General features: G+C 72.5%; 26 protein-coding genes. 19 read left to right on the forward strand and 7 right to left on the reverse strand.

What is annotated here, in order from left to right; all coding sequences use genetic code 11:
- Positions 1–59: 59 nt before the first annotated feature.
- A complete protein-coding gene (locus FHX44_RS30135; protein ID WP_147261583.1) occupies positions 60–1,457 on the forward strand; it encodes an MFS transporter in 1,398 nt (465 codons plus the stop codon).
- A gap of 15 nt (positions 1,458–1,472) precedes the next feature.
- Here FHX44_RS30135 and FHX44_RS30140 read toward each other — a convergent pair whose 3' ends face one another.
- The gene (locus tag FHX44_RS30140) at positions 1,473–3,563 is read right to left on the reverse strand and encodes a S9 family peptidase (protein WP_147258876.1); all 2,091 of its coding nucleotides are present in this window, start codon (positions 3,561–3,563) and stop codon (positions 1,473–1,475) included.
- A gap of 27 nt (positions 3,564–3,590) precedes the next feature.
- Positions 3,591–4,829, reverse strand: a complete 1,239-nt coding sequence (locus tag FHX44_RS30145) for an LCP family protein (protein WP_147258877.1) — start codon at positions 4,827–4,829, stop codon at positions 3,591–3,593.
- 373 nt (positions 4,830–5,202) lie between these two features.
- Between FHX44_RS30145 and FHX44_RS30150 the strand changes: the two genes are divergently transcribed.
- On the forward strand, positions 5,203–6,099 hold the full coding sequence (locus tag FHX44_RS30150; protein ID WP_147258878.1) for a hypothetical protein: 897 nt from the start codon (positions 5,203–5,205) through the stop codon (positions 6,097–6,099).
- A gap of 70 nt (positions 6,100–6,169) precedes the next feature.
- On the opposite strand, the gene FHX44_RS30155 is transcribed toward FHX44_RS30150, so the two are convergent.
- Positions 6,170–6,403: a hypothetical protein gene (locus FHX44_RS30155; protein WP_147258879.1), complete on the reverse strand. Its 234-nt coding sequence runs from the start codon at positions 6,401–6,403 to the stop codon at positions 6,170–6,172.
- An 85-nt stretch (positions 6,404–6,488) separates the two neighbouring features.
- On the opposite strand from FHX44_RS30155, the gene FHX44_RS30160 reads away from it, so the two are divergent.
- The 14 genes from FHX44_RS30160 (at position 6,489) to FHX44_RS30225 (ending at position 13,821) form a co-directional block, all read left to right on the forward strand.
- Complete coding sequence (locus FHX44_RS30160) at positions 6,489–6,893, forward strand: VOC family protein (RefSeq protein WP_246170669.1); 405 nt, start codon at positions 6,489–6,491, stop codon at positions 6,891–6,893.
- A 224-nt stretch (positions 6,894–7,117) separates the two neighbouring features.
- Positions 7,118–7,513 (forward strand): hypothetical protein, encoded by a 396-nt coding sequence (locus tag FHX44_RS30165; protein ID WP_147258880.1) that lies wholly within the window; start codon positions 7,118–7,120, stop codon positions 7,511–7,513.
- 150 nt (positions 7,514–7,663) lie between these two features.
- Positions 7,664–7,954: a hypothetical protein gene (locus tag FHX44_RS30170; protein ID WP_147258881.1), complete on the forward strand. Its 291-nt coding sequence runs from the start codon at positions 7,664–7,666 to the stop codon at positions 7,952–7,954.
- Between the two features lie 316 nt (positions 7,955–8,270).
- Positions 8,271–8,831, forward strand: coding sequence for a hypothetical protein (locus FHX44_RS30175; protein WP_147258882.1), 561 nt, complete (start codon positions 8,271–8,273; stop codon positions 8,829–8,831).
- The gene (locus FHX44_RS30180; protein ID WP_212612714.1) at positions 8,824–9,960 is read left to right on the forward strand and encodes an SRPBCC family protein; all 1,137 of its coding nucleotides are present in this window, start codon (positions 8,824–8,826) and stop codon (positions 9,958–9,960) included. Before FHX44_RS30175 ends, FHX44_RS30180 begins: the two co-directional genes overlap by 8 nt.
- 3 nt (positions 9,961–9,963) lie before the next feature.
- Complete coding sequence (gene gvpJ / locus FHX44_RS30185) at positions 9,964–10,422, forward strand: gas vesicle protein GvpJ (RefSeq protein WP_147258883.1); 459 nt, start codon at positions 9,964–9,966, stop codon at positions 10,420–10,422.
- The gene (locus FHX44_RS30190; RefSeq protein ID WP_147258884.1) at positions 10,419–11,150 is read left to right on the forward strand and encodes a GvpL/GvpF family gas vesicle protein; all 732 of its coding nucleotides are present in this window, start codon (positions 10,419–10,421) and stop codon (positions 11,148–11,150) included. The genes gvpJ and FHX44_RS30190 overlap by 4 nt, the downstream gene beginning before the upstream one ends.
- On the forward strand, positions 11,151–11,411 hold the full coding sequence (locus FHX44_RS30195; RefSeq protein WP_147258885.1) for a gas vesicle protein GvpG: 261 nt from the start codon (positions 11,151–11,153) through the stop codon (positions 11,409–11,411). It abuts the gene before it with no gap.
- Complete coding sequence (locus FHX44_RS44050) at positions 11,404–11,832, forward strand: gas vesicle protein GvpO (protein ID WP_147258886.1); 429 nt, start codon at positions 11,404–11,406, stop codon at positions 11,830–11,832. Before FHX44_RS30195 ends, FHX44_RS44050 begins: the two co-directional genes overlap by 8 nt.
- Positions 11,829–12,191, forward strand: a complete 363-nt coding sequence (locus tag FHX44_RS30205) for a gas vesicle protein (protein ID WP_147258887.1) — start codon at positions 11,829–11,831, stop codon at positions 12,189–12,191. Before FHX44_RS44050 ends, FHX44_RS30205 begins: the two co-directional genes overlap by 4 nt.
- Positions 12,184–12,939: a GvpL/GvpF family gas vesicle protein gene (locus tag FHX44_RS30210; protein ID WP_147258888.1), complete on the forward strand. Its 756-nt coding sequence runs from the start codon at positions 12,184–12,186 to the stop codon at positions 12,937–12,939. Before FHX44_RS30205 ends, FHX44_RS30210 begins: the two co-directional genes overlap by 8 nt.
- Positions 12,936–13,106 (forward strand): gas vesicle protein, encoded by a 171-nt coding sequence (locus FHX44_RS30215; RefSeq protein ID WP_212612715.1) that lies wholly within the window; start codon positions 12,936–12,938, stop codon positions 13,104–13,106. Before FHX44_RS30210 ends, FHX44_RS30215 begins: the two co-directional genes overlap by 4 nt.
- The gene (locus FHX44_RS30220; RefSeq protein WP_147258890.1) at positions 13,103–13,393 is read left to right on the forward strand and encodes a gas vesicle protein K; all 291 of its coding nucleotides are present in this window, start codon (positions 13,103–13,105) and stop codon (positions 13,391–13,393) included. Before FHX44_RS30215 ends, FHX44_RS30220 begins: the two co-directional genes overlap by 4 nt.
- 38 nt (positions 13,394–13,431) lie before the next feature.
- Positions 13,432–13,821 (forward strand): STAS domain-containing protein, encoded by a 390-nt coding sequence (locus FHX44_RS30225; RefSeq protein WP_147258891.1) that lies wholly within the window; start codon positions 13,432–13,434, stop codon positions 13,819–13,821.
- A gap of 56 nt (positions 13,822–13,877) precedes the next feature.
- Here the strand turns inward: FHX44_RS30225 and FHX44_RS30230 are convergent, their stop codons facing one another.
- The gene (locus FHX44_RS30230) at positions 13,878–14,168 is read right to left on the reverse strand and encodes a GlsB/YeaQ/YmgE family stress response membrane protein (protein ID WP_147261586.1); all 291 of its coding nucleotides are present in this window, start codon (positions 14,166–14,168) and stop codon (positions 13,878–13,880) included.
- A 151-nt stretch (positions 14,169–14,319) separates the two neighbouring features.
- A complete protein-coding gene (locus tag FHX44_RS30235) occupies positions 14,320–14,934 on the reverse strand; it encodes a hypothetical protein (RefSeq protein WP_147258892.1) in 615 nt (204 codons plus the stop codon).
- Positions 14,935–15,338: 404 nt separating this feature from the next.
- Between FHX44_RS30235 and FHX44_RS30240 the strand changes: the two genes are divergently transcribed.
- The 3 genes from FHX44_RS30240 to FHX44_RS30250 all read left to right on the forward strand — a co-directional run bounded on the left by FHX44_RS30240 (position 15,339) and on the right by FHX44_RS30250 (position 17,946).
- Positions 15,339–16,175, forward strand: a complete 837-nt coding sequence (locus tag FHX44_RS30240; protein ID WP_147258893.1) for a hypothetical protein — start codon at positions 15,339–15,341, stop codon at positions 16,173–16,175.
- Between the two features lie 203 nt (positions 16,176–16,378).
- On the forward strand, positions 16,379–17,335 hold the full coding sequence (locus tag FHX44_RS30245; protein ID WP_147258894.1) for a ParA family protein: 957 nt from the start codon (positions 16,379–16,381) through the stop codon (positions 17,333–17,335).
- Between the two features lie 269 nt (positions 17,336–17,604).
- A complete protein-coding gene (locus FHX44_RS30250) occupies positions 17,605–17,946 on the forward strand; it encodes a PadR family transcriptional regulator (protein WP_147258895.1) in 342 nt (113 codons plus the stop codon).
- Positions 17,947–17,965: 19 nt separating this feature from the next.
- Here the strand turns inward: FHX44_RS30250 and FHX44_RS30255 are convergent, their stop codons facing one another.
- Together FHX44_RS30255 and FHX44_RS30260 are read right to left on the reverse strand one after the other, a co-directional pair.
- The gene (locus FHX44_RS30255; RefSeq protein WP_147258896.1) at positions 17,966–18,793 is read right to left on the reverse strand and encodes a DUF2182 domain-containing protein; all 828 of its coding nucleotides are present in this window, start codon (positions 18,791–18,793) and stop codon (positions 17,966–17,968) included.
- Positions 18,794–19,396: a DUF1326 domain-containing protein gene (locus FHX44_RS30260; RefSeq protein WP_147258897.1), complete on the reverse strand. Its 603-nt coding sequence runs from the start codon at positions 19,394–19,396 to the stop codon at positions 18,794–18,796.
- Positions 19,397–19,555 lie beyond the last annotated feature (159 nt).

Raw genomic sequence — 19,555 nt, forward strand, 5'->3', positions numbered from 1 at the left:
CCGACGCCCCGGACCCGAACCGGTGGCGGGCGCTGTCGGTCACGCTCGTCGCGGGCTTCATGAGCCTGCTCGACGTCAGCATCGTCTCGGTCGCGCTGCCCTCCCTGCAGCAGAGCCTCGGCGCCGAGCCTGCGACGGTGCAGTGGGTCGTCTCCGGGTACGCGCTCACGTTCGGCCTCGCGCTCGTGCCGGCGGGACGGCTGGGCGACGCGCTGGGGCGGCGGCGGATGTTCCTCGGCGCCCTGTCGGCGTTCGTGCTGTTCAGCGGTCTCGCCGGCGCGGCCCCGAGCATCGGGCTACTCGTGGCGGCCCGGCTCGCGCAGGGCCTCGCGGCGGGCGCGCTGGCGCCGCAGAACTCCGGGCTGATCCAGCAGCTCTTCAGCGGCGCCGAACGCGGGAGGGCGTTCGGGCTCTTCGGCGCGACCGTCGGGATCTCCACGGCCGTGGGCCCGGTCGTCGGCGGGGTCATCCTCGCACTGGCGGGTGGCGTGGACGGGTGGCGCTGGATCTTCCTCGTCAACGTGCCCATCGGGGTGGTCGCGCTCGTGCTCGCGGCGCGGCTCATCCCCCGGACGGCGGCCGGCCGCGCGGGGCACATCGACGTCGTCGGCGGCCTGCTGCTCGCGGGCGCCGTGCTCGCCGTGCTGCTGCCGCTGGCCGAGGCCGACGCCGGTGGCCTCGCCCGGTTGTGGTGGCTGTTCCCCGTCGCGGTCGGGACGGCGGCGCTGTTCGTCCGGTGGGAGCGACGCGTGATGCGCCGTCACGGCGCCCCGCTGCTCGACCTGCGCCTCCTGTCCAGCACGCGCGGATACGCCACCGGCGCGGCGCTCGGCGCCGTCTACTTCCTCGGCTTCTCCGGCATCTGGCTGGTGTTCGCGCTGTTCCTGCAGTCCGGGCTGGGCTACACGCCGCTGCAGTCCGGTCTCTCGGTCACGGCGTTCGCGATCGGGTCCGCGGTGTCGGCCGCGATCGGTGGGCGGCTCGTCGAGCGCTTCGGCCGCAGGTTGACCGTCATCGGGCTGAGCGGCGTGCTCATCGGGCTGCTGGTGACGATCGGTGTGGTGCTGGTCGTGCCGGCCGAGTCGCTGGCGGGGGCGCTGGCGGTGCCGCTCCTGGTGGCGGGGATCGGCGGTGGGCTGGTGATCTCCCCGAACATCACGCTGACGCTGCGCGAGGTGCCGGTCCGCATGGCCGGATCGGCAGGAGGTGCCCTGCAGACCGGCCAGCGCGTCGGGGCGGCGATCGGCACCGCTGCGCTGCCCGGCGCGTACTACCTGGTGCTCGGCGCAACCGGGCAGGACCACCAGGTCGCCGCCGCGGTTGCGCTCTCCGGTGCGGTGCTCTCGGTGACGGCGGCGCTCGTCATCGCCGTGCGGGACCTGCGGCAGGAGCGGGTCGCCCGGCGCCGGTGCACCGAGGAGGAGACCCACAGCTACGACCACGCGGCCCACGGCTGACGGGTCGAGTGGGCTTCACGGCCCGACGCGCAGGGCCTCCCGGAGGAACTGGACCTGCAGCAGGAGCAGATTCTCCGCCACGACCTCCTGCGGCGTCATGTGGGTGACCCCCGACAGCGGGAGCACGCTGTGCGGCCGGCCCGCGGCGAGCAGAGCCGAGGACAGGCGCAGCGTGTGGGCGGCCACCACGTTGTCGTCGGCGAGACCGTGCACGAGCAGCAGCGGCCTGCTCAGCGCCGCCGCGTCGGCGATCAGCGACGAGCGGGCGTATGCGTCCGGGTCGGTGTCCGGGCGGCCCAGGTAGCGCTCGGTGTAGTGGGTGTCGTAGAGCGCCCAGTCCGTGACCGGGGCGCCTGCCACGGCCGCGTGGAAGACGTCCGGTCGGCGCAGCACCGCGAGCGCGGCGAGGTAGCCCCCGAAGGACCAGCCGCGGATCCCGACGCGGGTGAGGTCGAGATCCGGATGGCGCTCGGCCACCGCGTGCAGCGCGTCGACCTGGTCCTGCAGCACCGGTCCGGCGAGGTCTCCGTGGACCGCGCGCTCGAACGCCGGGCCGCGCCCCGGGGTGCCGCGCCCGTCGACGACCACCACGGCGAATCCCTGATCGGCGAACCACTGGCTGGTCAGGTGTGCGCCGCGGGCGGCGAGCACGCGCTGGGCGTGCGGGCCGCCGTAGGGATCCATCAGGACCGGCAGGCGGGTGCCCGGCTCGTGGTCGGTCGGGAGCAGCACGGCCGTGCGCAGGGCGCGCTCGCCCGCGCTGAGGAGCGTGATCCGCGGGACGAGGCCGGGGAGGTCGGCGAAGGAGGAGATCGTGCGCTCGGCCCCGCCCCGGCGGACGGTGGTGGTCGTGCCGTCGGTGTCGAGGTCCTGCCGCGTGACGACGAGCGTGCCCCCGACGAGCCGGCCGCTGTGCACCCCCGGCTCCGGTGCGACGGCGGTGAGGCCGTCGGGCCCCCACGTCCAGAGGCCGATCGATGTGGGGTCGTCGCTCGCGCGGAACAGCACCACGTCGCCGTCGACGTCCGCGACGTCGCGCACCTGCAGCGATGTGGGCGTCACCGGCTCCCCGTCGACGACGAGCCGCATGCCGCCTTCGACGCTGCCGACCGTCACGAGCGCGCCGGAGGCGGTGTGCGCGGGCACGCCGGGGACGATGTCGACCCAGAGGGGATCGGTCTGCTCGTGCACGGGGGTGGTGGCCCCGGTGTCCGGGTCGACGCGGAGCACCCGCAGGGCCCGCTGGTCGCGCGGCTGCACGACGATCAGCAGGCCGTGGCCGTCCCAGACGGCGTCGGCGAGGTACTCGTCGCGCCCGGTGTCCCACCGCACGGGCACGGCCGTGCCGTCGAGCGCGATCACCTCGAGCGTGACGCGAGCGTTCGGCGTGCCCGCAGCGGGGTAGGCCACGGCGGCGGGCACGCGCTCGGGGTTGGCCGGGTCGGCGATGTGCCAGCGCCGCACCTCGGCGTCGTCCACCCGCGCGACCAGCAGCGACTCGCCGTCGGGCGCCCACCAGTACCCCCGCATCCGGCCCATCTCCTCGGCCGCCACGAAGTCGGCGAGGCCGTAGGTGACGTGGGGGGCGTCCGGCTCGGCGACGGCGGTGGTGATGCGCGAGGTGATGTCGTGGACGTGCAGCGCCCCGTCGCGGACGAAGGCGACCTTGAGCCCGTGCGGGTCCGGCCGCGGGTCGATCACGCCGGCCGGGGTGTCCACCAGGCGCGGGCTCATCCCGCCCACGAAGTCCGCGAGGTAGAGGTGGCCGGACAGGGCGAACGCCGCCATGGTGACCGGCCGGTCGGCCGCGTACCCGACCACGCCGCCCGCCTGCTCCCGGCTGCGTTCGCGGCGGGCCCGCTCCTCGGCCGGCAGGTCCTCGTCACCGGCGCCGTCCGCAGGGCCTTCGAGCTCCCGCGGGTCGGCGACGAGCCGTTCCTCGCCGGTGTCGAGGTCCAGCGTCCAGAGGCAGGTGACGGGGTCTGTGCCCCCGCGGCTGCGCAGGAACACCACCCGTTCGCCATCGGGGGAGACGGTGATGCCGCGCGGGGCGCCGAGGGTGAAGCGACGGGTGCGGGCCTGCCGGCGCGGGAAGCTGTCGGTCACGGGAGATCAGTCTGCCCCTGGCACCGGTCAGTCGACGCAGGGCACGCCATCCGCCGTGATCACCGGAGGGCTGTTCGTCGCCGGGGCCGGCGTGCTGCCGGCTTCCGGTTCGTCGGCCCGCTGCACGGTGATCGGGTCGTCGTCGGTCACGGCGCGGGCGGTGGTGGGTGGCGCGTCCGGCCCGGTGGGCCCCGGCGTCGCCACCGGGGGCGAGGTGGCCGGTGCGAGCAGCGGCCCGACGAACGCCTGCACGGCGTCGCGGTCGATCTGCACGGCGATGCCGTCGGCCGGGGTGCGCAGGTCAGGGCGGCCGGTCGGGATCGTGTAGAACCTCAGCGCCTCCGTGGAGGCCTGGCGCATCTGGGAGAGCGCCTGGTCGAGGTCCCAGCCGCTGTCCAGCACGAGGTAGCGCGTGGCGATGTCGACGAGGCGCTGCAGCCGCGCCGGATCGGTGATCGTGCCGGGCGCGAGCACCCGCTGCGCCAGGCCCGCGGCGAAGGCCTGCTGGCGGGCGATGCGGTCGAGGTCGCCGTCCTCGAGCCCGTGCCGCTGCCGCACGAACGCGAGCGCGCCCGCGCCGCTGACCAGGTGCCGGCCCGCCGGGAGGTCGACCCCCGAGTAGGAGTCGCGGACGCGCGCGTTCAGGCAGACCGGCACGCCCCCGAGCGCTTCGGTGAGCTCGACGAACCCGGCCATGCCGATCTCGGCGAAGTGGTCGATCCGGGCACCGGTCAGCTGTTCCACCGTGGCGACCAGCGTGCGCCGGCCGGACTCGCGGGCGCGCCGGTCGAGCTCGGGGCCGTCGATGCCCTGGGCGCGCAGCGACTCCTCGGCGCCCTGCATCCCGCGCCGGTACGCGGAATTGATCTTGTGGGTGCCGCGTCCACCCGCGATCGGCACGTACGAGTCGCGCGGGATGGAGATGGCGACGACGCGTCCGCCCGGTTCGGCGGGCACGTGCAGCAGGATGATCGTGTCGGTGTGGAGCTGGCCCTCGTCGGGGCCTGCGTGCAGCGCGTCGAGCAGCGCGGGCGGGAGCGGGTCGCCCTGCGCGTCGGTGCGTGCGTCGAGTCCGACGAGCAGCGCCGTGAACGGCTCGCCCGGTGGCGTGGGGCGCGGGGTCGGGATGGCCGCGGTGCTGCTGACGACCGCGGTGTCGACCCGCTGGTGCAGTGACCAGGCGAACCCGGTGGTGACGAGCGCGGCCGCGGACGCCAGCGCGGTGACGGCGCGGAGGACCGCGCGCATCGTGCGTCTCGCGTCCATGTCACTCCGGGTCACTGCGGTCGCCCTGCGCCTGGACCGGTGCCGCGACCGCCCGGGGCTGCTCGGCCGCCGTTGCGGCTTCGGTCCACTGTAGTCACGCCAGGTGCGACGTGACTGCTCCGAACGGCGCACGTCACACCACGTTTGTCACGTGTCGTCACACGTTCGGTGACCATTCCATGATCAACGCGCTAGTGTCGCCGCCTACTTCACTTGCCACCCCGGGGGGAACGCATCGATGACAGGGCCGCAGAGACCACCGTGCGAGACGACGGCGCAGCGGTCGTGCGCGCTGGGGCGCGCTCGTCGGTAACGGTTCCCGGTAGAGATCGAGTATGAACGGCAAGATCACAGCGCAGAACGGACGTTCGTGATGACCGCTCCCCACCAGTCCCCGCAGAAGACGGCGTTCGCGGAACGGCCGTACCCGCAGGAGCCCCACCAACAGCCCCATCAGCCTGTGCACCCGCCGGTGGCCCCCGGGCACCACCTGCGCCCGTGGCCGGTGAACCCCGAGCAGCAGCAGGCGCACCCGGACCAGCCGTACCGGGCGGCAGGCCAGCCGGAGCAGGTGTCCGGCCGGCAGGCCGCCGACGAGGAGCTCCGCCGGGCGCAGGCCCGGACGCAGGGGCTGCCCGGCGGTCCCGCCGCGGAGCCGCCGCGGCCGATCTTCGTGCGGAAGCAGCGGTTCGTGGCTCTGGCCTGGGCGGCGCTCGTCTTCGGGATCGTGGGCATCGTCGCCGGCGTCGTCGGCGTGCTCGTGGGCTCGTCGATCGTCGTGCTGAAGTACCTCACGATCGGCCTCGCGGTGGTCGGCGTCCTGCTCGGGGCGATCGCACTCCTCGGCACGCGCAAGGTGCTCGGAGGCATCGGCGTGGTCCTGTGCGCCGGGGCGATCGCCGTCGCATTGACGGCCCAGGTGGCGACGCCGGAGGTCGAGGGCACGACGGGTGTCGGCGACGTGGCCTCGCAGGACGTGGCCCTCCGCGACTGCACGGTCGTGCGGCAGGACGGCGCGGTCACGGCCGAGGCGACGCTCGAGATCACGAACCGCACGGCCGAGCGGCAGTCGTACAACATCAACGTGACCGTGAACGACAAGACGGGTCCCCGCGTCGGTGAGATCAACGCGATCGCCACGACCGTCGCTCCGGGCGAGACCGTCGTCCTGTCGGGCGCGCAGGCGAGCGGAGAGGTCAGCGGGCGGGCGCAGGCCGGGCCCGCGGACTGCCGGATCGCCACCGTGAACCGCCTGGCGCTGGGCGGCTGACCGGCACCCGGTACCGCTCAGGTCCATCGCCCCCGGTCATCGCCTCAGGTCATCGCCTCGGGTCATCGCCTCAGGTCATCGCACGGGCACTGTCGGCCGCCTCCTGCAGCGAACGCGCCAGCAGTTCGGCTTCGTCCGGGCTGAACGACCACCGGAGGGCCGAGCCCGCCGGATCGCCATCGCCTCCGGCGGGACGGACCACGACCTGGGCCTGCGCGCCCGCGTCGTCGTGACGCGCCTCGTTCGGGATAGCGATCTCGACCTGGAGGTTCATCGGGAGCGTGGTGTCCTGCTGGATGCGCATCGCCCCACCATGCCCGAGATGGGTGATCGCCGCCGAGGTCGCGTGCTTCCAGCGGTTGTCGGTGCCGGCCGTTAGCGTCCGTCGCGTGACCACCACGGAGAACGCGCATGGCGGGGGCATCGCCCGCTTCGGAGTCGTCGCGCTCGACTGTCCCGATCCGGTCGCCCTCGCGCGCTTCTACAGCGCCATCACCGGCTGGCCGTTCGACCCGCATGCGGGCTCCGACGGGTGGGTCCAGCTCGACCCGCCCGACGGCCGCGGCGCCGGGCTCGGATTCCAGAAGGTGTCGTCCGAGTACCGGCCGCCGCAGTGGCCCGGCCAGGAGGTGCCGCAGCAGTTGCACATCGACTTCGACGTGCCCGACCTCGACGAGGGTGAGCGCCGGGTGCTGGCGATCGGCGCCCGCAAGCACGAGGTGCAGCCCGCGCCGGATCGGTTCCGGGTGTACCTCGACCCGGCCGGGCACCCGTTCTGCCTCGTGCGCGCCTGAGTGTTCGCGCGGGTGGCCGACCTCCCGTCCGGAGCTCCTGCCAATGCGTTGCTCCTGTAACGGACGCCCACGATGACGCAGCCCTGCATCGCCTCACCGCGACCCGACCCCGAGGCTTCGCGCCGCGTCGTCCTCCTTCCTCCGACCACGATCGGTAGAGGCGCCCGGTGCCGGGTATGCGGCGGGAGCACAGGCGGGCGTGACCGGACGAGGGGATGGGTCGGATGGTGGAGACCACGCAGGGTGCTCGGACCGAGCGGACGGCGTCCGAGCAGCTCAAGGCGAGCCTGCGGGAGCTGCTCGCCACGCTGATCGACCGGGCGTTCGGGCTCGCACTGGACGCGGTGGAGAGCCTCGCTCGCGCCTTGGACGAGGTGGCCGCTCGAGGAGGTCTTCGGCTGAACGCGCTGCTCGGGGGAGCCAGGGCACTGGCCCAGGGGAGCAACCCGGTCTGGGGGGCGATCAAGGGTGCGGTCGCGGCGATGAGCCCGGCGGCCAGGGTCGCCTTGATCGCCGCACTCGTCCTCGCGGTGCTCCTGCTGCCGCTGACCGTCGTCCTCGTGCTGCTCGCCCTGATCGTCTTCGCCGTGTGGGTCGCGGTCCGGGCGGCCTCGCGCTGACCGGAGAAAGCAATTCACTCGTCCTTCTGCCGGGATCTGCTACGGCATTCGTCGCAAGAGCCGACGAGAGCGGCGGTGCTGCGATTCAGCGCAGTGGCAGGCGGCTATCCCTGTGCGAGCAGCCGGCCGAGGAGCTGATGATCGATGAGGGTGCTCCGATCACTTGCGGCGGTTCTGATCTGGCTCGTCGCTTCCCTGCTCCTCGTCCTGTCGATCGTCTTGTGCATCACGATCCTGCTCCTCCCCGTCGGCGTGCTGCTGGGGCTCGTCGCGCTCCGGCTGTACGTGGTGGGGTTCGGCCTGCTGCTCCCGCGGTCGCGGGATATCGAGAAGGGCGTGCGCAAGCAGGCGCGCAGGTGGTGGCGGAAGAGCCCGCTGCGGGACCTCTCGACGAAGCGCACCCGGCGTCGAGCACGCAAGATCATGCGGCTAGGCCGGTGACCGTCGCCGGTCGCTGCGCGGAGGGAGCGGCGGCGTGAACGCGCCGATGGCCGTCCCGCCTGCTCCGAACGGCCTAAATTTCAGGCGATCTTGCCGTGGCGGAGTGTGAGATCACCCCGCTGGGTAATCGCTTGACGCGGCCATCGGGGGCGCCCATTGCAGGAACCGATGTTTTTGCGACGGCGTAACGGTCGAGCGCCCGACAACCGATAGAGGAGATCCAGTGAAGTGTGGGGCACGAGTGGCCCTCGGCGTTGCCGGCGGCTATTTACTCGGACGAACCAAGAAAATGAAGCTCGCATTGATGCTGGGTGGGATGGCAGCGGGTCGGCGCGCCGGCGGACCGGGTGAGCTCCTGAGTCGCGGCAGCAAGCTCGTCGAGGCCTCGCCGGAGTTGTCACGGCTCGTGGGCGAGGTGCGAGGGCGTCTGCTGGAGGCGGGCAAGGGTGCCGCCGTCGCCGTCGCCAGCCGCCAGGTCGAGGCGCTCACCGACCGGGTGGGCCGGCGGGTGGAGTCCTTCGCAGGCGCCGGAGTGCCGCAGCGCGGCAAGGCCGAGGAGGAGCCCGCGACCGACCAGCAGGCCGAGGACGAGGCCGAGTACGAGCGGGACGAGTACGACCGGGACGGGAGCGGGCAGGACGAGGCCGCGCGCGACGCCGGCTCGACCGCCGAGCAGGACGAGGAGCCCGCCGAGGAACGAGCACCGGCACCTCCTCGCCGGACCCGAACCCCGGCTGCCAAGGCCACCGCAGGCCGCTCCGGCCGGGGGACCTCGGCGTCCGCGGCCGTCAAGCGGACCGCGTCGGGTACGGGCAGGGCGACCGGTCGCAAGCCCGCGCGGGCCACCCGCACCCGGAGGGACGACGGCGATGGCTGAGGGAACTGACCGGGCCGGGCTCAAGGAAGCACTGCCCACGGACGCGCTGAAAGACGCCGGGCAGCGGCTGCTGGGGCTGATGGTCCAGAGTGCGGCCGAGAACGCGGCGCAGCGCATCGGCAACCTGTCCGACCGTCTGACCGACGTCGCCGAGAACCCGGGGCAGGGACTCGGAACGGTCCTCGGCAGGCGCCGGGAGCAGACGGAGGACACGGATGCCGAGGGCGAGGGCGGGTCGCCAGGTGGGGCGCTGAGGCGGGGTCTCTCCACGCTCAAGGAGAAGATCGGCAACGTCTTCGGGGGCGGCGGGGGTGGCCAGGGCAAGAAGCTCAAGGTCACCGTGATCAGCGAGGACCAGGACATCGGCCTGCCCCTGCGCACGACCTACAACCTCTGGACCCAGTTCGCCGACTTCCCCAGCTTCATGAAGAAGGTCGAGTCGGTCGAGCAGGAGTCCGACGAGAAGACGAACTGGAAGGCGCAGGTCTTCTGGTCGCACCGGACGTGGGAGGCGACGATCGCCGAGCAGGTGCCCGACTCCCACATCGTTTGGCGGTCGAAGGGCCCGAAGGGGCACGTCGACGGGGCGGTCAGCTTCACCGAGCTCGGTCCCAACCTGACCCGCGTGATGATGGTCCTCGAGTACCACCCGCAGGGGTTGTTCGAGCGGACCGGCAACCTCTGGCGCGCGCAGGGCCGGCGCGCCCGGCTCGAGTTCCAACACTTCCGCCGGCACGCCATGGCCAACGTGATCCTGCACCAGGAGGAGGTCGAGGGCTGGCGCGGCGAGATCCGCGACAACGAGGTCGTCAAGACCCACGAGGAGGCCCTCGAGGAGGAGCAGCGCGCGCAGCAGCCGGAGCCTGAGGAGGAGACCGGCGCGGAGGAGCCGGAGGAGAGCAGCGAGGCCGCCGACGAGCGGGCTGAGGAGGAGCAGTACGAGGAGGAGCCGGCCGAGGAGGAGCCGTACGACGAGGACGCGGGTTACAGCGAGGAGGACGAGTACGTCGACGAGGGAGAACCCGTCGACGAGGCAGACCTCGAGGACGAGTACGTCGACGCGGAACCGGACGAGGACGCCGAGGCCAGGGAGCCGGTGGCCGCCTCGAGATCACGACGGGGGCGATGACACATGACAGTGGCGACACAGCGCCGCAGCGGTGGATACGTGGAGCGGGGCGGCGGCGGTTCCAGCAGCCTCGCGGACGTCGTCGAGCTCATCCTCGACCGGGGTCTGGTCATCGACGTGTTCGTCCGGGTGTCCCTGGTCGGGATCGAGCTCATCACCATCGACGCCCGGATCGTCGTGGCGAGCGTGGACACGTTCCTGCGCTTCGCCGAGGCGACGAACCGCTTGGACCTCTACGGCAAGGGCAAGGGCGGCAAGGACCTGCCGGAGCTGATGGAGGGCGTCACCGAGAGCGGCACCAAGGGCAAGACGTCCGGGGTCCTCGAGGCCGCTGCCGACAAGGTGGGCGACATGCTCGGCGGCGGGCGTGAGGAGCGCGCCGAGCCGCAGGAACGTGCCGAGCGCGAGGAGGCGCCCCGCAGGCGGCCCGCCCGGCAGCGTCCCCGGGAGCGCGAGGAATGAGCGCGACGTACGTCTACGGCCTCGTCGGCGCCGACGCGGAGCTGCCCGACGACCTGAAGGGCCTCGGCCCGTCCGGCCGGGTCTCGACGATCGCGCACGGCAAGGTCGCCGCGATCGTCAGCGACGTGCCGACCGAACGCCCGCTCGGCATCCGCGACGATCTGCTCGCGCACGAGGCGGTGGTCGACACGGTGGCGGCGACCACCGCCGTCCTCCCGATGCGGTTCCCCGCCGTCGTCGAGGAGGACGGGGTGGTGGAGGAGCTGCTCGGCCCGCACCACGACCACTTCGTCGCGGTCCTCGGCGAGCTGGAGGGCCGGGTGCAGTTCACGCTCAAGGGCCGCTACGAGCAGGAGCCGGTGCTGCGTGAGCTGGTCGACGCGGATCCGGAGATCAGGGCTCTGCAGGAGAAGGTGCGGGACCTGCCCGAGGACGCTTCCTACTACGACCGGGTCCGGCTGGGCGAGCTCGTGGTCGAGGCGCTGCAGGAGCGGCGTGACGCCGAGGGGGCGCAGATGGTGCGTCGGCTGGAGCCGTTCGCGGTGCGGGCGGTGGCCAACCCCCCGGGCCAACCGGACGACGTGGTCAACGCGGCCTTCCTCGTGGAGCGGGAGCGCGTGCCGGAGTTCGAGGGCGCGGTCGAGGATCTGGGCCGGGACCTCGTCGACCGGGTGCGCCTGAGGCTGCTCGGGCCGCTGGCGCCCTACGACTTCGTCCCGGAGGAATGAGTGGGACTGCTGACCGGTCTGCTCGGCCTGCCGCTGGCGCCCGTCCGGGGCGTCGTGTGGCTGGCCGAGCAGATCCGCGACCACGCGGAGGAGCAGTACTACGACCCGGTCCGGATCCGCGCCGAGCTGGACCGGGTCGACGAGGCCCGCCGCAGCGGTGAGCTCTCCGAGCAGGAATGCGCGGAGCTGGAGGACGAGCTGCTGCAGCGTCTGATGGCCGGTCGGCGGGCGTCCGGCGGTTCTGGAGCCGATCATGGCTGATGACGAGCAGGCGACACCACGCCGCAAACGGCGCGCGCGGACCGGGGACAGCGGCCCGGAGCAGGGCGAGGAGACCGTGCGGGACGAGGGTGCCGCGGAGGGCGACGAGCAGGACGACGGCGAGCAGGAACCCGGCGAGCAGGAACACGACGGAAGTGCCATCCCTGCCCCGGCGGCGGCGCGCAGGGCCGCGCGGTACATCGCGGAGTTCACCGGCCGGCATCCCGAGAGCGTCATCTCGGTCGAGCGTCACGACGGTGACTGGCAGGTCGGCGTCGAGGTCGTCGAGACGCACCGCATCCCGGACACGACCGACGTCCTCGCGACCTACGAGGTGCGCCTCGACGGCGACGGCAGCCTCGTCTCCTACCGCCGAACGCGCCGCTACGCGCGAGGACAGCTGGACAAGGAGTGCCGATGACCTCGGGCGGACTGACCACACCCAACCGCGCCCGTCAGCCGGACCACCGTCAGGAGTCGACGAACCTCGCCGACATCCTGGAGCGCGTGCTGGACAAGGGGATCGTGATCGCCGGGGACATCCGGGTGAACCTGCTCGACATCGAGCTGCTGACGATCAAGATCCGGTTGCTCGTCGCGTCCGTCGACAAGGCGCGTGAGATCGGCATCGACTGGTGGGAGCACGATCCGACGCTGAGCATCGGCAAGCGGGACCTGGCCGAGGAGAACAAGGCGCTGCGGGAGCGGATCGCCGCCCTCGAGGCGGGCCGGCCCGAGCACGACGGAGCCGGCGCCCGGCGGGACGGTGCCGATGACTGACACCCTCGTGTACCTCTACGCCGTCGCGGACGCCGCCGACGCCCAGGACCATGCGATCTCCGGCGTGGAGGGGGCGCCGGTGCGCCGTGTCGTCGCCGACGGCCTCGCCGCCGTGGTCAGCTCGGTCGACGCCGAGCGGTTCGGCGAGGAGGCGCTGCGACGCAGCCTGGAGGACCTGCAGTGGCTGGAGAAGGTGGCACGCTCGCACCACGAGGTGGTCGCCTCCCTCGCGCGATCCGGCCCCGTCGCGCCCGTGCGGATGGCGACGGTCTACCTCGACGACCAGAACGTCCGCGCACTCCTGCACGACCGCGCCTCCGCGTTGCACCGGGCACTGGACCGGGTCCGCGGGCGGAGCGAGTGGGGGGTGAAGGCCTACGCCGTGCCCGCCCCTGAGGCCGATGACCGGGACGAGGCCGACGGTGCCAAGCCCGGAACGTCCTACCTGATGCGACGGCGGTCCGAACGCGACCGCGCGGCAGGCGGGCTCCGGGCCGCGGTGGAGGCGGCGGATGCGGTGCACCGGGTGATCTCGGACCTCGCCGACGCCACCCGCCGTTACGAGCCGCAGGACCCGAGGCTGTCCGGTCGCCGCGAGCAGATGGTGCTCAACGCCGCGTACCTCGTCGACGAGGCCGGGGCCGCGGCCGTGCGGCGGCTCGTCGAGGACCGTGACGTGCCGGAGCTGCGCCTGGAGCTGACCGGGCCGTGGGCCCCGTACTCCTTCGCCACCCTGGAGGAACCGTGACGGTCGTGGCCGACCGCGACGTCGCACTCGTCGACCTGCTGGACCGGCTGCTCGCCGGCGGCGTCGTGATCAGCGGGGACATCACCATCTCGCTGGCCGAGGTCGATCTGGTGCACGTCTCGCTCCGCGCCCTGATCAGCTCCGTGCAGACCCTGGTGGAACCGTGACCAGCGTCCCGGAGCGGCTCGAGCTCGACCCGGAGGCCGTCGGCCGCGACCTGGGCAGGCTCGTCCTCACCATCGTCGAGCTCGTTCGCCAGCTGATGGAGCGGCAGGCGCTCCGACGGGTCGAGGCCGGTGACCTGCCGGAGGAGACCGTCGAGCGGCTCGGGCTCGGCCTCATGCGGCTGGACGAGGCCATGGCCGACCTGCGGGAGCACTTCGGGCTGCGGGCCGAGGACCTCAACATCGACCTCGGCCCGCTGGGAAACCTCCTGCCCCGGCAGCACGAGTGACCTGACGGCGGGGGCGCGTAGGAAGAGGAGGCACCGACGTGCACGTCGACGACAAACGCACCGCGACCGGAACGGCGTCCGGCGCCGGGTTGACCATGACGCTCGACCGGAGGTACGAGCACGCCCGGGTCCTGCGCCTGCGCGGAGTCCTGACAGGTGATTCCGCGGCGGCTGTGCGGGACGCGGTCATCGCGCAGCTGGCTCTGGTCCCCGCCGTCGTGGTCCTCGACCTGACCGGGGTCACGTTCGTCGATCGGGGCGGCGCAGAGGGCCTGTGGTGCGTGGCGGAGCGCGCCGAGAGGGCGGACATCGACCTGCGGCTCGTCGCGTCCGGGCCGGCGTGGATGCACCTGTCCACCGGCGGGCTGCTCGCTCTCGGAGGCGTGTACCCGACGGTCGAGGAGGCGCTTCGCGCGTCGGGCGGCTGAGGAACGAACAGCGGTGCGCCCGGGCCGGATGCGGCCCGGGCGCACCGGCGTCCTCGTCAGCCCCTGAGGCCGAAGCGGGATCGACGGCGGCCGTACATGCCTGCCACCAACGCCACGCCGATGGCCGCGATCACCACCTGCACGATCAGCTCCAGCCAGTCGATGCCATCCGTCGTGGTCGGCATGCCGAGCGACCTGGCCAGGGCGGTGCCGATGAAGGCGGCCACGATTCCGACCACGATCGTGAGCCAGATCGGAATGTGCTGCTTGCCCGGTACGACCAGTCGGCCGAGTGCGCCGACGACGATCCCGACGAGTAGCGCGCTGATGATGCCGGTGATGGTCATTTTACCTCCAACCACCAACTGCCCGGATGATTCGCTCGAATACCCGGTCCTGACCTTCGTCAAGCGTCGTGGCGGCAGAATTCTGCGCACCCGCCGGGAATGGCGCCTGGCGTGTGCGACAACGAACTCGCCCCACGATCGGAGGCGGAGATCATGGAGAGACGGCGGGACGGCGGCGCCGCACCGTCGGCCGGGCGGGGACGGAGCGATCGTCGCGCCTCGGGCCGGGAGCATCGCCGCGTGGTGCGGTACGAGCGCGGCGGGGCTCCCGGTGCTCGCCGGCCTCGCCCGCTGCCTCCGGCACCGGACCCGCCTCGTCGGCGCCGGCCTCCGGTTCGGGACGTGCCCTACGGGGCCGCCGTGCGAGGCGTCGCAGTGCCTCGAGCATCTGCGCGGCCAGCCTCTGGAGGAACTGCAGCAGCCTGAGGGCGGCGGTGACGACGAGGCTGAACGCCGCGCCCACCCGCGCCCGCACCGCCCTCGCGGCCTGGCGCACGGGCTTCCGGTCCGATCGCGCCGGGGCGGGCTTGCCGGTCAGCGCTTCCCGTACGCCGGTACCCCCGCGCTCCGCGACGGCGTCGAGCCGGTCGGCCATCCGGCCGACCTGTGAGACGCCCATCTCGACCACGGCCCTGAGCGCGACACCGCCGACCTCGCTCATCACCTCGCGGGCGGCCCCGCGGATCGCGCTTCGCGTGGTCTCCCGGCCGGCCTGCGGGGCCCCGTCGATGGCGTCCGTTGCCGTGCGCGTCGCGGTGGTGGACATCGGGTCACGTCCCTTCTCGCTGCAGCGGCATGCGGCCGCCCCGCGGGCGTCGCGGTTCTTCACGCCATCCTCGAGCACACCGCCGGTCGCCGTGGGCCACGTCGGGTGCGAGAAGCGGGGTCATCGAAGAGCCACCCCCGTTCTGGAGGCCGCTTCGAGGGAATCGATGCTCCTCGCCATGGCGTCCGATGACAAGGGCGGCGCCCGCTCGGCCCATGGGTCGCCGCCGATTGCGCGCGCATCGAAGCAGATGTAGCAACGCAACTTCCGCATAGGGACCACTGCCCACAGATCCGGGTTCAGCCTTCGCAGGTGGGGTAGTCACGCTGGGCCTGGCAGCCGATGTGATCGCAACGTGAGCGCGACGCCAGAGCGATATCGACCGTGCAAGGGGGTCACCGACCGTGAGCGATCCAGTACCGATCAATGCCGTCGACATCAGTGGCTACATCCTCCTGGGCACGAAACGGCTGAACATCCACATCACCCTCGAAGACAGCGACGCCGTGGGCGAGATCGAGCCCGAGGATCGTGATCAGGGCGATGTCGAGTTCGGCGACGAGGAGGACGCGGAGTTCGAGGACGCGGAGTTCGACGAGGACGACGGGGCCGGCGACCAGGACGAGGGCGAGCGGGACGACGTCGACGCCGAGGACGCGGAGTTCGACGACGAGGACGACGCCGAGTTCGACGAAGAGACCGACGACGAGGAGGACGCGGAGGAGGACGCGGAGGAGGACGCGGAGGAGGACGCGGAGGAGGACGCGGAGGAGGACGCGGAGGAGGACGCGGAGGAGGACGCGGAGGAGGACGCGGAGGAGGACGCGGAGGAGGACGCGGAGGAGGACGCCGAGGAGGACGCCGAGGAGGACGCGGAGTTCGACGAAGAGGACGAGGAGGACGACGGCGCGTTCGACGAAGAGGACGACACCGAGGACGTCGACCGGGACGACCGGGCTCCCGCGCAAGCCAGCCTTCGTGACCTGCTCCGCCCGCGGCCCCGCCGCCCCGAGGAGAGCGGGGGTGACGACGGCGGAGGCCGCCCACGCAGGGCCGCCGACGACCGGCGATCGCGCCGGCAGGCCTCCGGCCGGTCCTCGGAGGGGCCGGAAGGGCGCTCGTCGGTGCCGGATGCGGGCGCTCGCCGGGCCGATTCGTCGCCGCCGCGAGGCGGCGAGGCGCAGGCCGGGCAGCCGGCCCGCCGGGGCAGCAGGGAAGGTGCGGCGCGGCCGCGCCGCTGACGGGACGAGGTCCGTCCGAGTGCGCTTCCGCTGTGGCGGCTGTTCGCCGCAACGCCTGCGTGCAAGTGGGGGCCCGCGTTGCGCGCGGCGGGCTAGCCCGCCGCGGCCAGGCATGACGATCCCCGCGGGCGGGTATCTGCCGCTGCGCCGGGTCAGGTGGGCGCAGGGTGCTGTCCTCCTCGTCGAACCGTGCGGAGGGGCCGATGGTCGAGCGCTCGACGGAGCAGGAACGCGATTTCGCGTTGGCGCGTGTCATCGCGATCGTCAACGACAAGGGCGGCGTCGGTAAGACGTCGATCGCCGCGAACCTCGCGGGCCAGTTCGCCGGCGCGGGTTACCGCTGCCTGCTCATCGATCTCAATCGGCAGGCGAACCTGGCCGACGACCTCGGTTACCGCGACTCCGACGCCGACGACCAGGGTGCGGGGCTGCTGGGCAGCGTCCTCGCCGGCACGCCTCTCGTCCCGGCGGCGGACGTGCGCCCGAAGCTGGACGTGGTGTGCGGGGGAGCGCGGCTCGAAGACCTGACGCCGATCATGGTCTCGCGCCTGCAGCACCGCGGGCGTAGGGCGTTCCGGGTGCTCGGCGACGTGCTCGCCCCGATCGCGACCGACTACGAGGTCGTGTTCATCGACTGCCCGCCGGAGTCGACGATCCTGTCCGACCTGGCGCTGGCCGCGGCCCGCTGGGTGCTGATGCCGACGAAGTCCGACGTCGGCGGCCTCGTGGGCATGACCCTCGTCGCGGAGCGGTTCGCCCTCGCCCAGGAGATCAATCCGCGGCTGGGCCTGCTCGGGGTGGTCCTCTTCGCGACCGGCACGCGCTCGCGCGCGATCCACAGCGAGGCGCGAGCGGCGATCGACACGGCGTTCGGTGGCAACTCGCCGCGGTTCGAGACGACCATCCGGCACGCGGAGCGAACCGCCCAGGACGCGCGTCGTCTCGGCAAGCTCGCCCATGAGCTCGAGATCGAGGCTGCGGCCCAACCGGCGTGGTGGGAGGCGCTGCGGTCGGGCGTCCGGGCGCCACGGGTCTCGGCGACCGCCGCGAGCGTCGCGGGCGACTACCGCGCCCTGGGGGTGGAGGTGCTCACCGCGCTGCAGGCCGCCGAGGAGGCCGAGCGGGCCGATGCTCCGGACAGCACAGCGGGCCCGGCATGACCTCGAGCGGCTCGGCTGCCCACGACGGCCACGACCACAGGCCCGCCGCCGAACTGTCCTCGATTTTCGGCGCCCCGGCGGCCGCGTTGTCGCGACGCCGCATCCGCACGCGGCGGCCGAGGCAGGTTCAGCAGCCCGACCCGGTCGAGCCGGAGACGATGGAGGACGACGTGCCTGACAGGACGAGTCGTCGGGCGCCGGTGGCGGACGGGGCCGCGCGAGCCTCCCGTCTTCCGGGCGCCCGCGCACCGCGTCGAGGGCTCGGTGCCGTGGAGGTTCGCGACCGCCGGCACGTCGACCTGCTCCTGCTCGCGGCGGCGACCGAGGGGCCGGCGAGCGGGCGCGAGCTGATCGATCTCGTCCGCGAGCGGAGCGATGGGATCTTCGTGCTGTCCCTGCGCATCGTCGTCCGCGAGGTGCACCGGCTCACGAACGAGCGGCTGATGCGGGTCACGGGGAACGGAAGGGTTCGCCGCTACGCGGTGACGCCACTCGGGCAGCGGGTCCTCGCGATGCGACGCCGCGAATGGGAGGCGCTGTCCCACGGGCTCGACGGTGTGCTCGGCGCAGCCGACGACATCGACCGCGGACGTCCCACGCGTGCCGAGTAGACGCGGAAACCGCACATGCTCATGTCGGCATCTCCATCTCAGGCACCATCTCCGGCGTCGTGGTCCCGTGCATCCCGCCGGAGGGCGTCATGAGCCAAGGCACCCGTTCGGGAACGAGAGCCACTGCGATGCCGAGCACCAGCAGCGCGACGGTCACGGCGCCCGTGGCGGTTCGGCGCCACGGCAGCAGCTTCTCCGCCCCGATGAAGGTGGCGATCACGACCATCCACGGAATGCTCATGATCCCGAGCGCGAACAGCGATGCCATCAGTGCCCAGCAGCAGCCGATGCACCAGACGCCGTGTCGCACACCCATCCGTGCAGCGCCGAGTGACCCCGGGCGCCAATGCTCGAGCAGGAAGCTGAACGGCCCGCGGCAATGGCGCAGGCAAACGTCCTTCAGCGGGGTGAGCTGGTAGACAGCGGCCGCGACGATCACCCCGCCCGTCAGCAGCGGCCCGCCACGGTCCCAGCTCAGCGCGTCGACCTGCATCGATCGTCCCACTTGGAGGATCGCGAAGCCGACGAGTCCGGCAGCGGTCCATGCAGCGAGGTAGCCGACGACGAGCAGGCACGGCCCCATCGGGACGCCGTGCTCCCCGCGCTCGCGCCGCGCGGCCTGCAGACGCTGGTACACGAGCACCGTCGGCCAGACCGACGGGAGCATCATCGCGGCCATCATCAGGACCCAGATCCCGACGAAGAAGCCGAGCGCGCCCGGATCGTCGCGTTCGTGCGCACCGCCCATCAGCTGCACCACGACGACCCAGCAGAGCGCGGCGACCGCCAGCAGCACCAGGACCGTCGGCAGGCGCCCCGACCTGACGGGGACCGACGCCGCGCTCATCTAGCCGGACCAGGAGAATGGTGCGGAGAAACCCGACGTCGCCTCCTGGTTCCATTCGAGGCCGAGGACCCCGACCCGCGAACGGCCCTTCGCCACGGTGAGCTCGTTGCCGGCGGGGTGGAAGACGTCGACGAGCCTGACCGGTTGCCCGTTCTCGACGCCGAACGGGACGACGTCGTCGACGTCGACCTCGACAGCGTCTCCGGCGGTCAGCCGGTGGTTCCCGTTCCCTTCGCTGACTTCGATGCGCATCCGCTCCACGCCGAGCATCTCGCCGACCAACGGGCCGAGCGCCTCCATCGGGCCGCCCAACTCACCGCCGAACACGGCGCCCAGCTTCTGGAGCTGGTCGTCGGAAGTGCGCTCGTCCACCACCAGCCCGAGCTTCCAGTTGCCGTCGGCCATGACCTGCGGGCTGTCGACCACCGCCACGACGGTCCGGTCGCTGACGTCAACACCGTCGACCTCGCCGGTGTCCACGTGGAAGACGAGCACCGCGTTGCAGCGTTCCTTGTCGGCGCCCGCGTCCAAGGAGATGGTGCATGGGCAGGGCATGTCGCACGAACAGTTCTCGAAGTAGCGACCGCGAATGGACCAGGTCATGTGTGCCCCCTCCCGAAATGGGGCGGCAAGTCTTGTCCTGTGATCTTGCCCGGTCAAGCTGTCTGTCGTGAGCCGGATGTGGTCCTCGTGGGTGGTGGTGCGCACGTGCCCGCCGGGGAACGGTGAGTCCGGTAGCGGCATCATCGCGGGTTGATCGCG

Source organism: Pseudonocardia hierapolitana, assembly GCF_007994075.1.
In the GTDB taxonomy this organism is placed as follows: domain Bacteria; phylum Actinomycetota; class Actinomycetes; order Mycobacteriales; family Pseudonocardiaceae; genus Pseudonocardia; species Pseudonocardia hierapolitana.

What these genes read in the sequence shown, in the direction of transcription:
- FHX44_RS30135 (WP_147261583.1), top strand. Translation starts at nt 60, where the DNA reads ATGAGCCTGCTCGACGTCAGCATCGTCTCGGTCGCGCTGCCCTCCCTG.
- FHX44_RS30230 (WP_147261586.1), bottom strand. Translation starts at nt 14,168, where the DNA reads ATGACCATCACCGGCATCATCAGCGCGCTACTCGTCGGGATCGTCGTC.
- FHX44_RS30260 (WP_147258897.1), bottom strand. Translation starts at nt 19,396, where the DNA reads ATGACCTGGTCCATTCGCGGTCGCTACTTCGAGAACTGTTCGTGCGAC.
- FHX44_RS30255 (WP_147258896.1), bottom strand. Translation starts at nt 18,793, where the DNA reads ATGAGCGCGGCGTCGGTCCCCGTCAGGTCGGGGCGCCTGCCGACGGTC.
- FHX44_RS30180 (WP_212612714.1), top strand. Translation starts at nt 8,824, where the DNA reads ATGGCTGAGGGAACTGACCGGGCCGGGCTCAAGGAAGCACTGCCCACG.
- FHX44_RS30150 (WP_147258878.1), top strand. Translation starts at nt 5,203, where the DNA reads ATGACCGCTCCCCACCAGTCCCCGCAGAAGACGGCGTTCGCGGAACGG.
- FHX44_RS30190 (WP_147258884.1), top strand. Translation starts at nt 10,419, where the DNA reads ATGAGCGCGACGTACGTCTACGGCCTCGTCGGCGCCGACGCGGAGCTG.
- FHX44_RS30210 (WP_147258888.1), top strand. Translation starts at nt 12,184, where the DNA reads ATGACTGACACCCTCGTGTACCTCTACGCCGTCGCGGACGCCGCCGAC.
- FHX44_RS30235 (WP_147258892.1), bottom strand. Translation starts at nt 14,934, where the DNA reads ATGTCCACCACCGCGACGCGCACGGCAACGGACGCCATCGACGGGGCC.
- gvpJ (WP_147258883.1), top strand. Translation starts at nt 9,964, where the DNA reads ATGACAGTGGCGACACAGCGCCGCAGCGGTGGATACGTGGAGCGGGGC.
- FHX44_RS30175 (WP_147258882.1), top strand. Translation starts at nt 8,271, where the DNA reads ATGGCAGCGGGTCGGCGCGCCGGCGGACCGGGTGAGCTCCTGAGTCGC.
- FHX44_RS30245 (WP_147258894.1), top strand. Translation starts at nt 16,379, where the DNA reads ATGGTCGAGCGCTCGACGGAGCAGGAACGCGATTTCGCGTTGGCGCGT.
- FHX44_RS30155 (WP_147258879.1), bottom strand. Translation starts at nt 6,403, where the DNA reads ATGCGCATCCAGCAGGACACCACGCTCCCGATGAACCTCCAGGTCGAG.
- FHX44_RS30205 (WP_147258887.1), top strand. Translation starts at nt 11,829, where the DNA reads ATGACCTCGGGCGGACTGACCACACCCAACCGCGCCCGTCAGCCGGAC.
- FHX44_RS30165 (WP_147258880.1), top strand. Translation starts at nt 7,118, where the DNA reads ATGGTGGAGACCACGCAGGGTGCTCGGACCGAGCGGACGGCGTCCGAG.
- FHX44_RS30145 (WP_147258877.1), bottom strand. Translation starts at nt 4,829, where the DNA reads ATGGACGCGAGACGCACGATGCGCGCGGTCCTCCGCGCCGTCACCGCG.
- FHX44_RS44050 (WP_147258886.1), top strand. Translation starts at nt 11,404, where the DNA reads ATGGCTGATGACGAGCAGGCGACACCACGCCGCAAACGGCGCGCGCGG.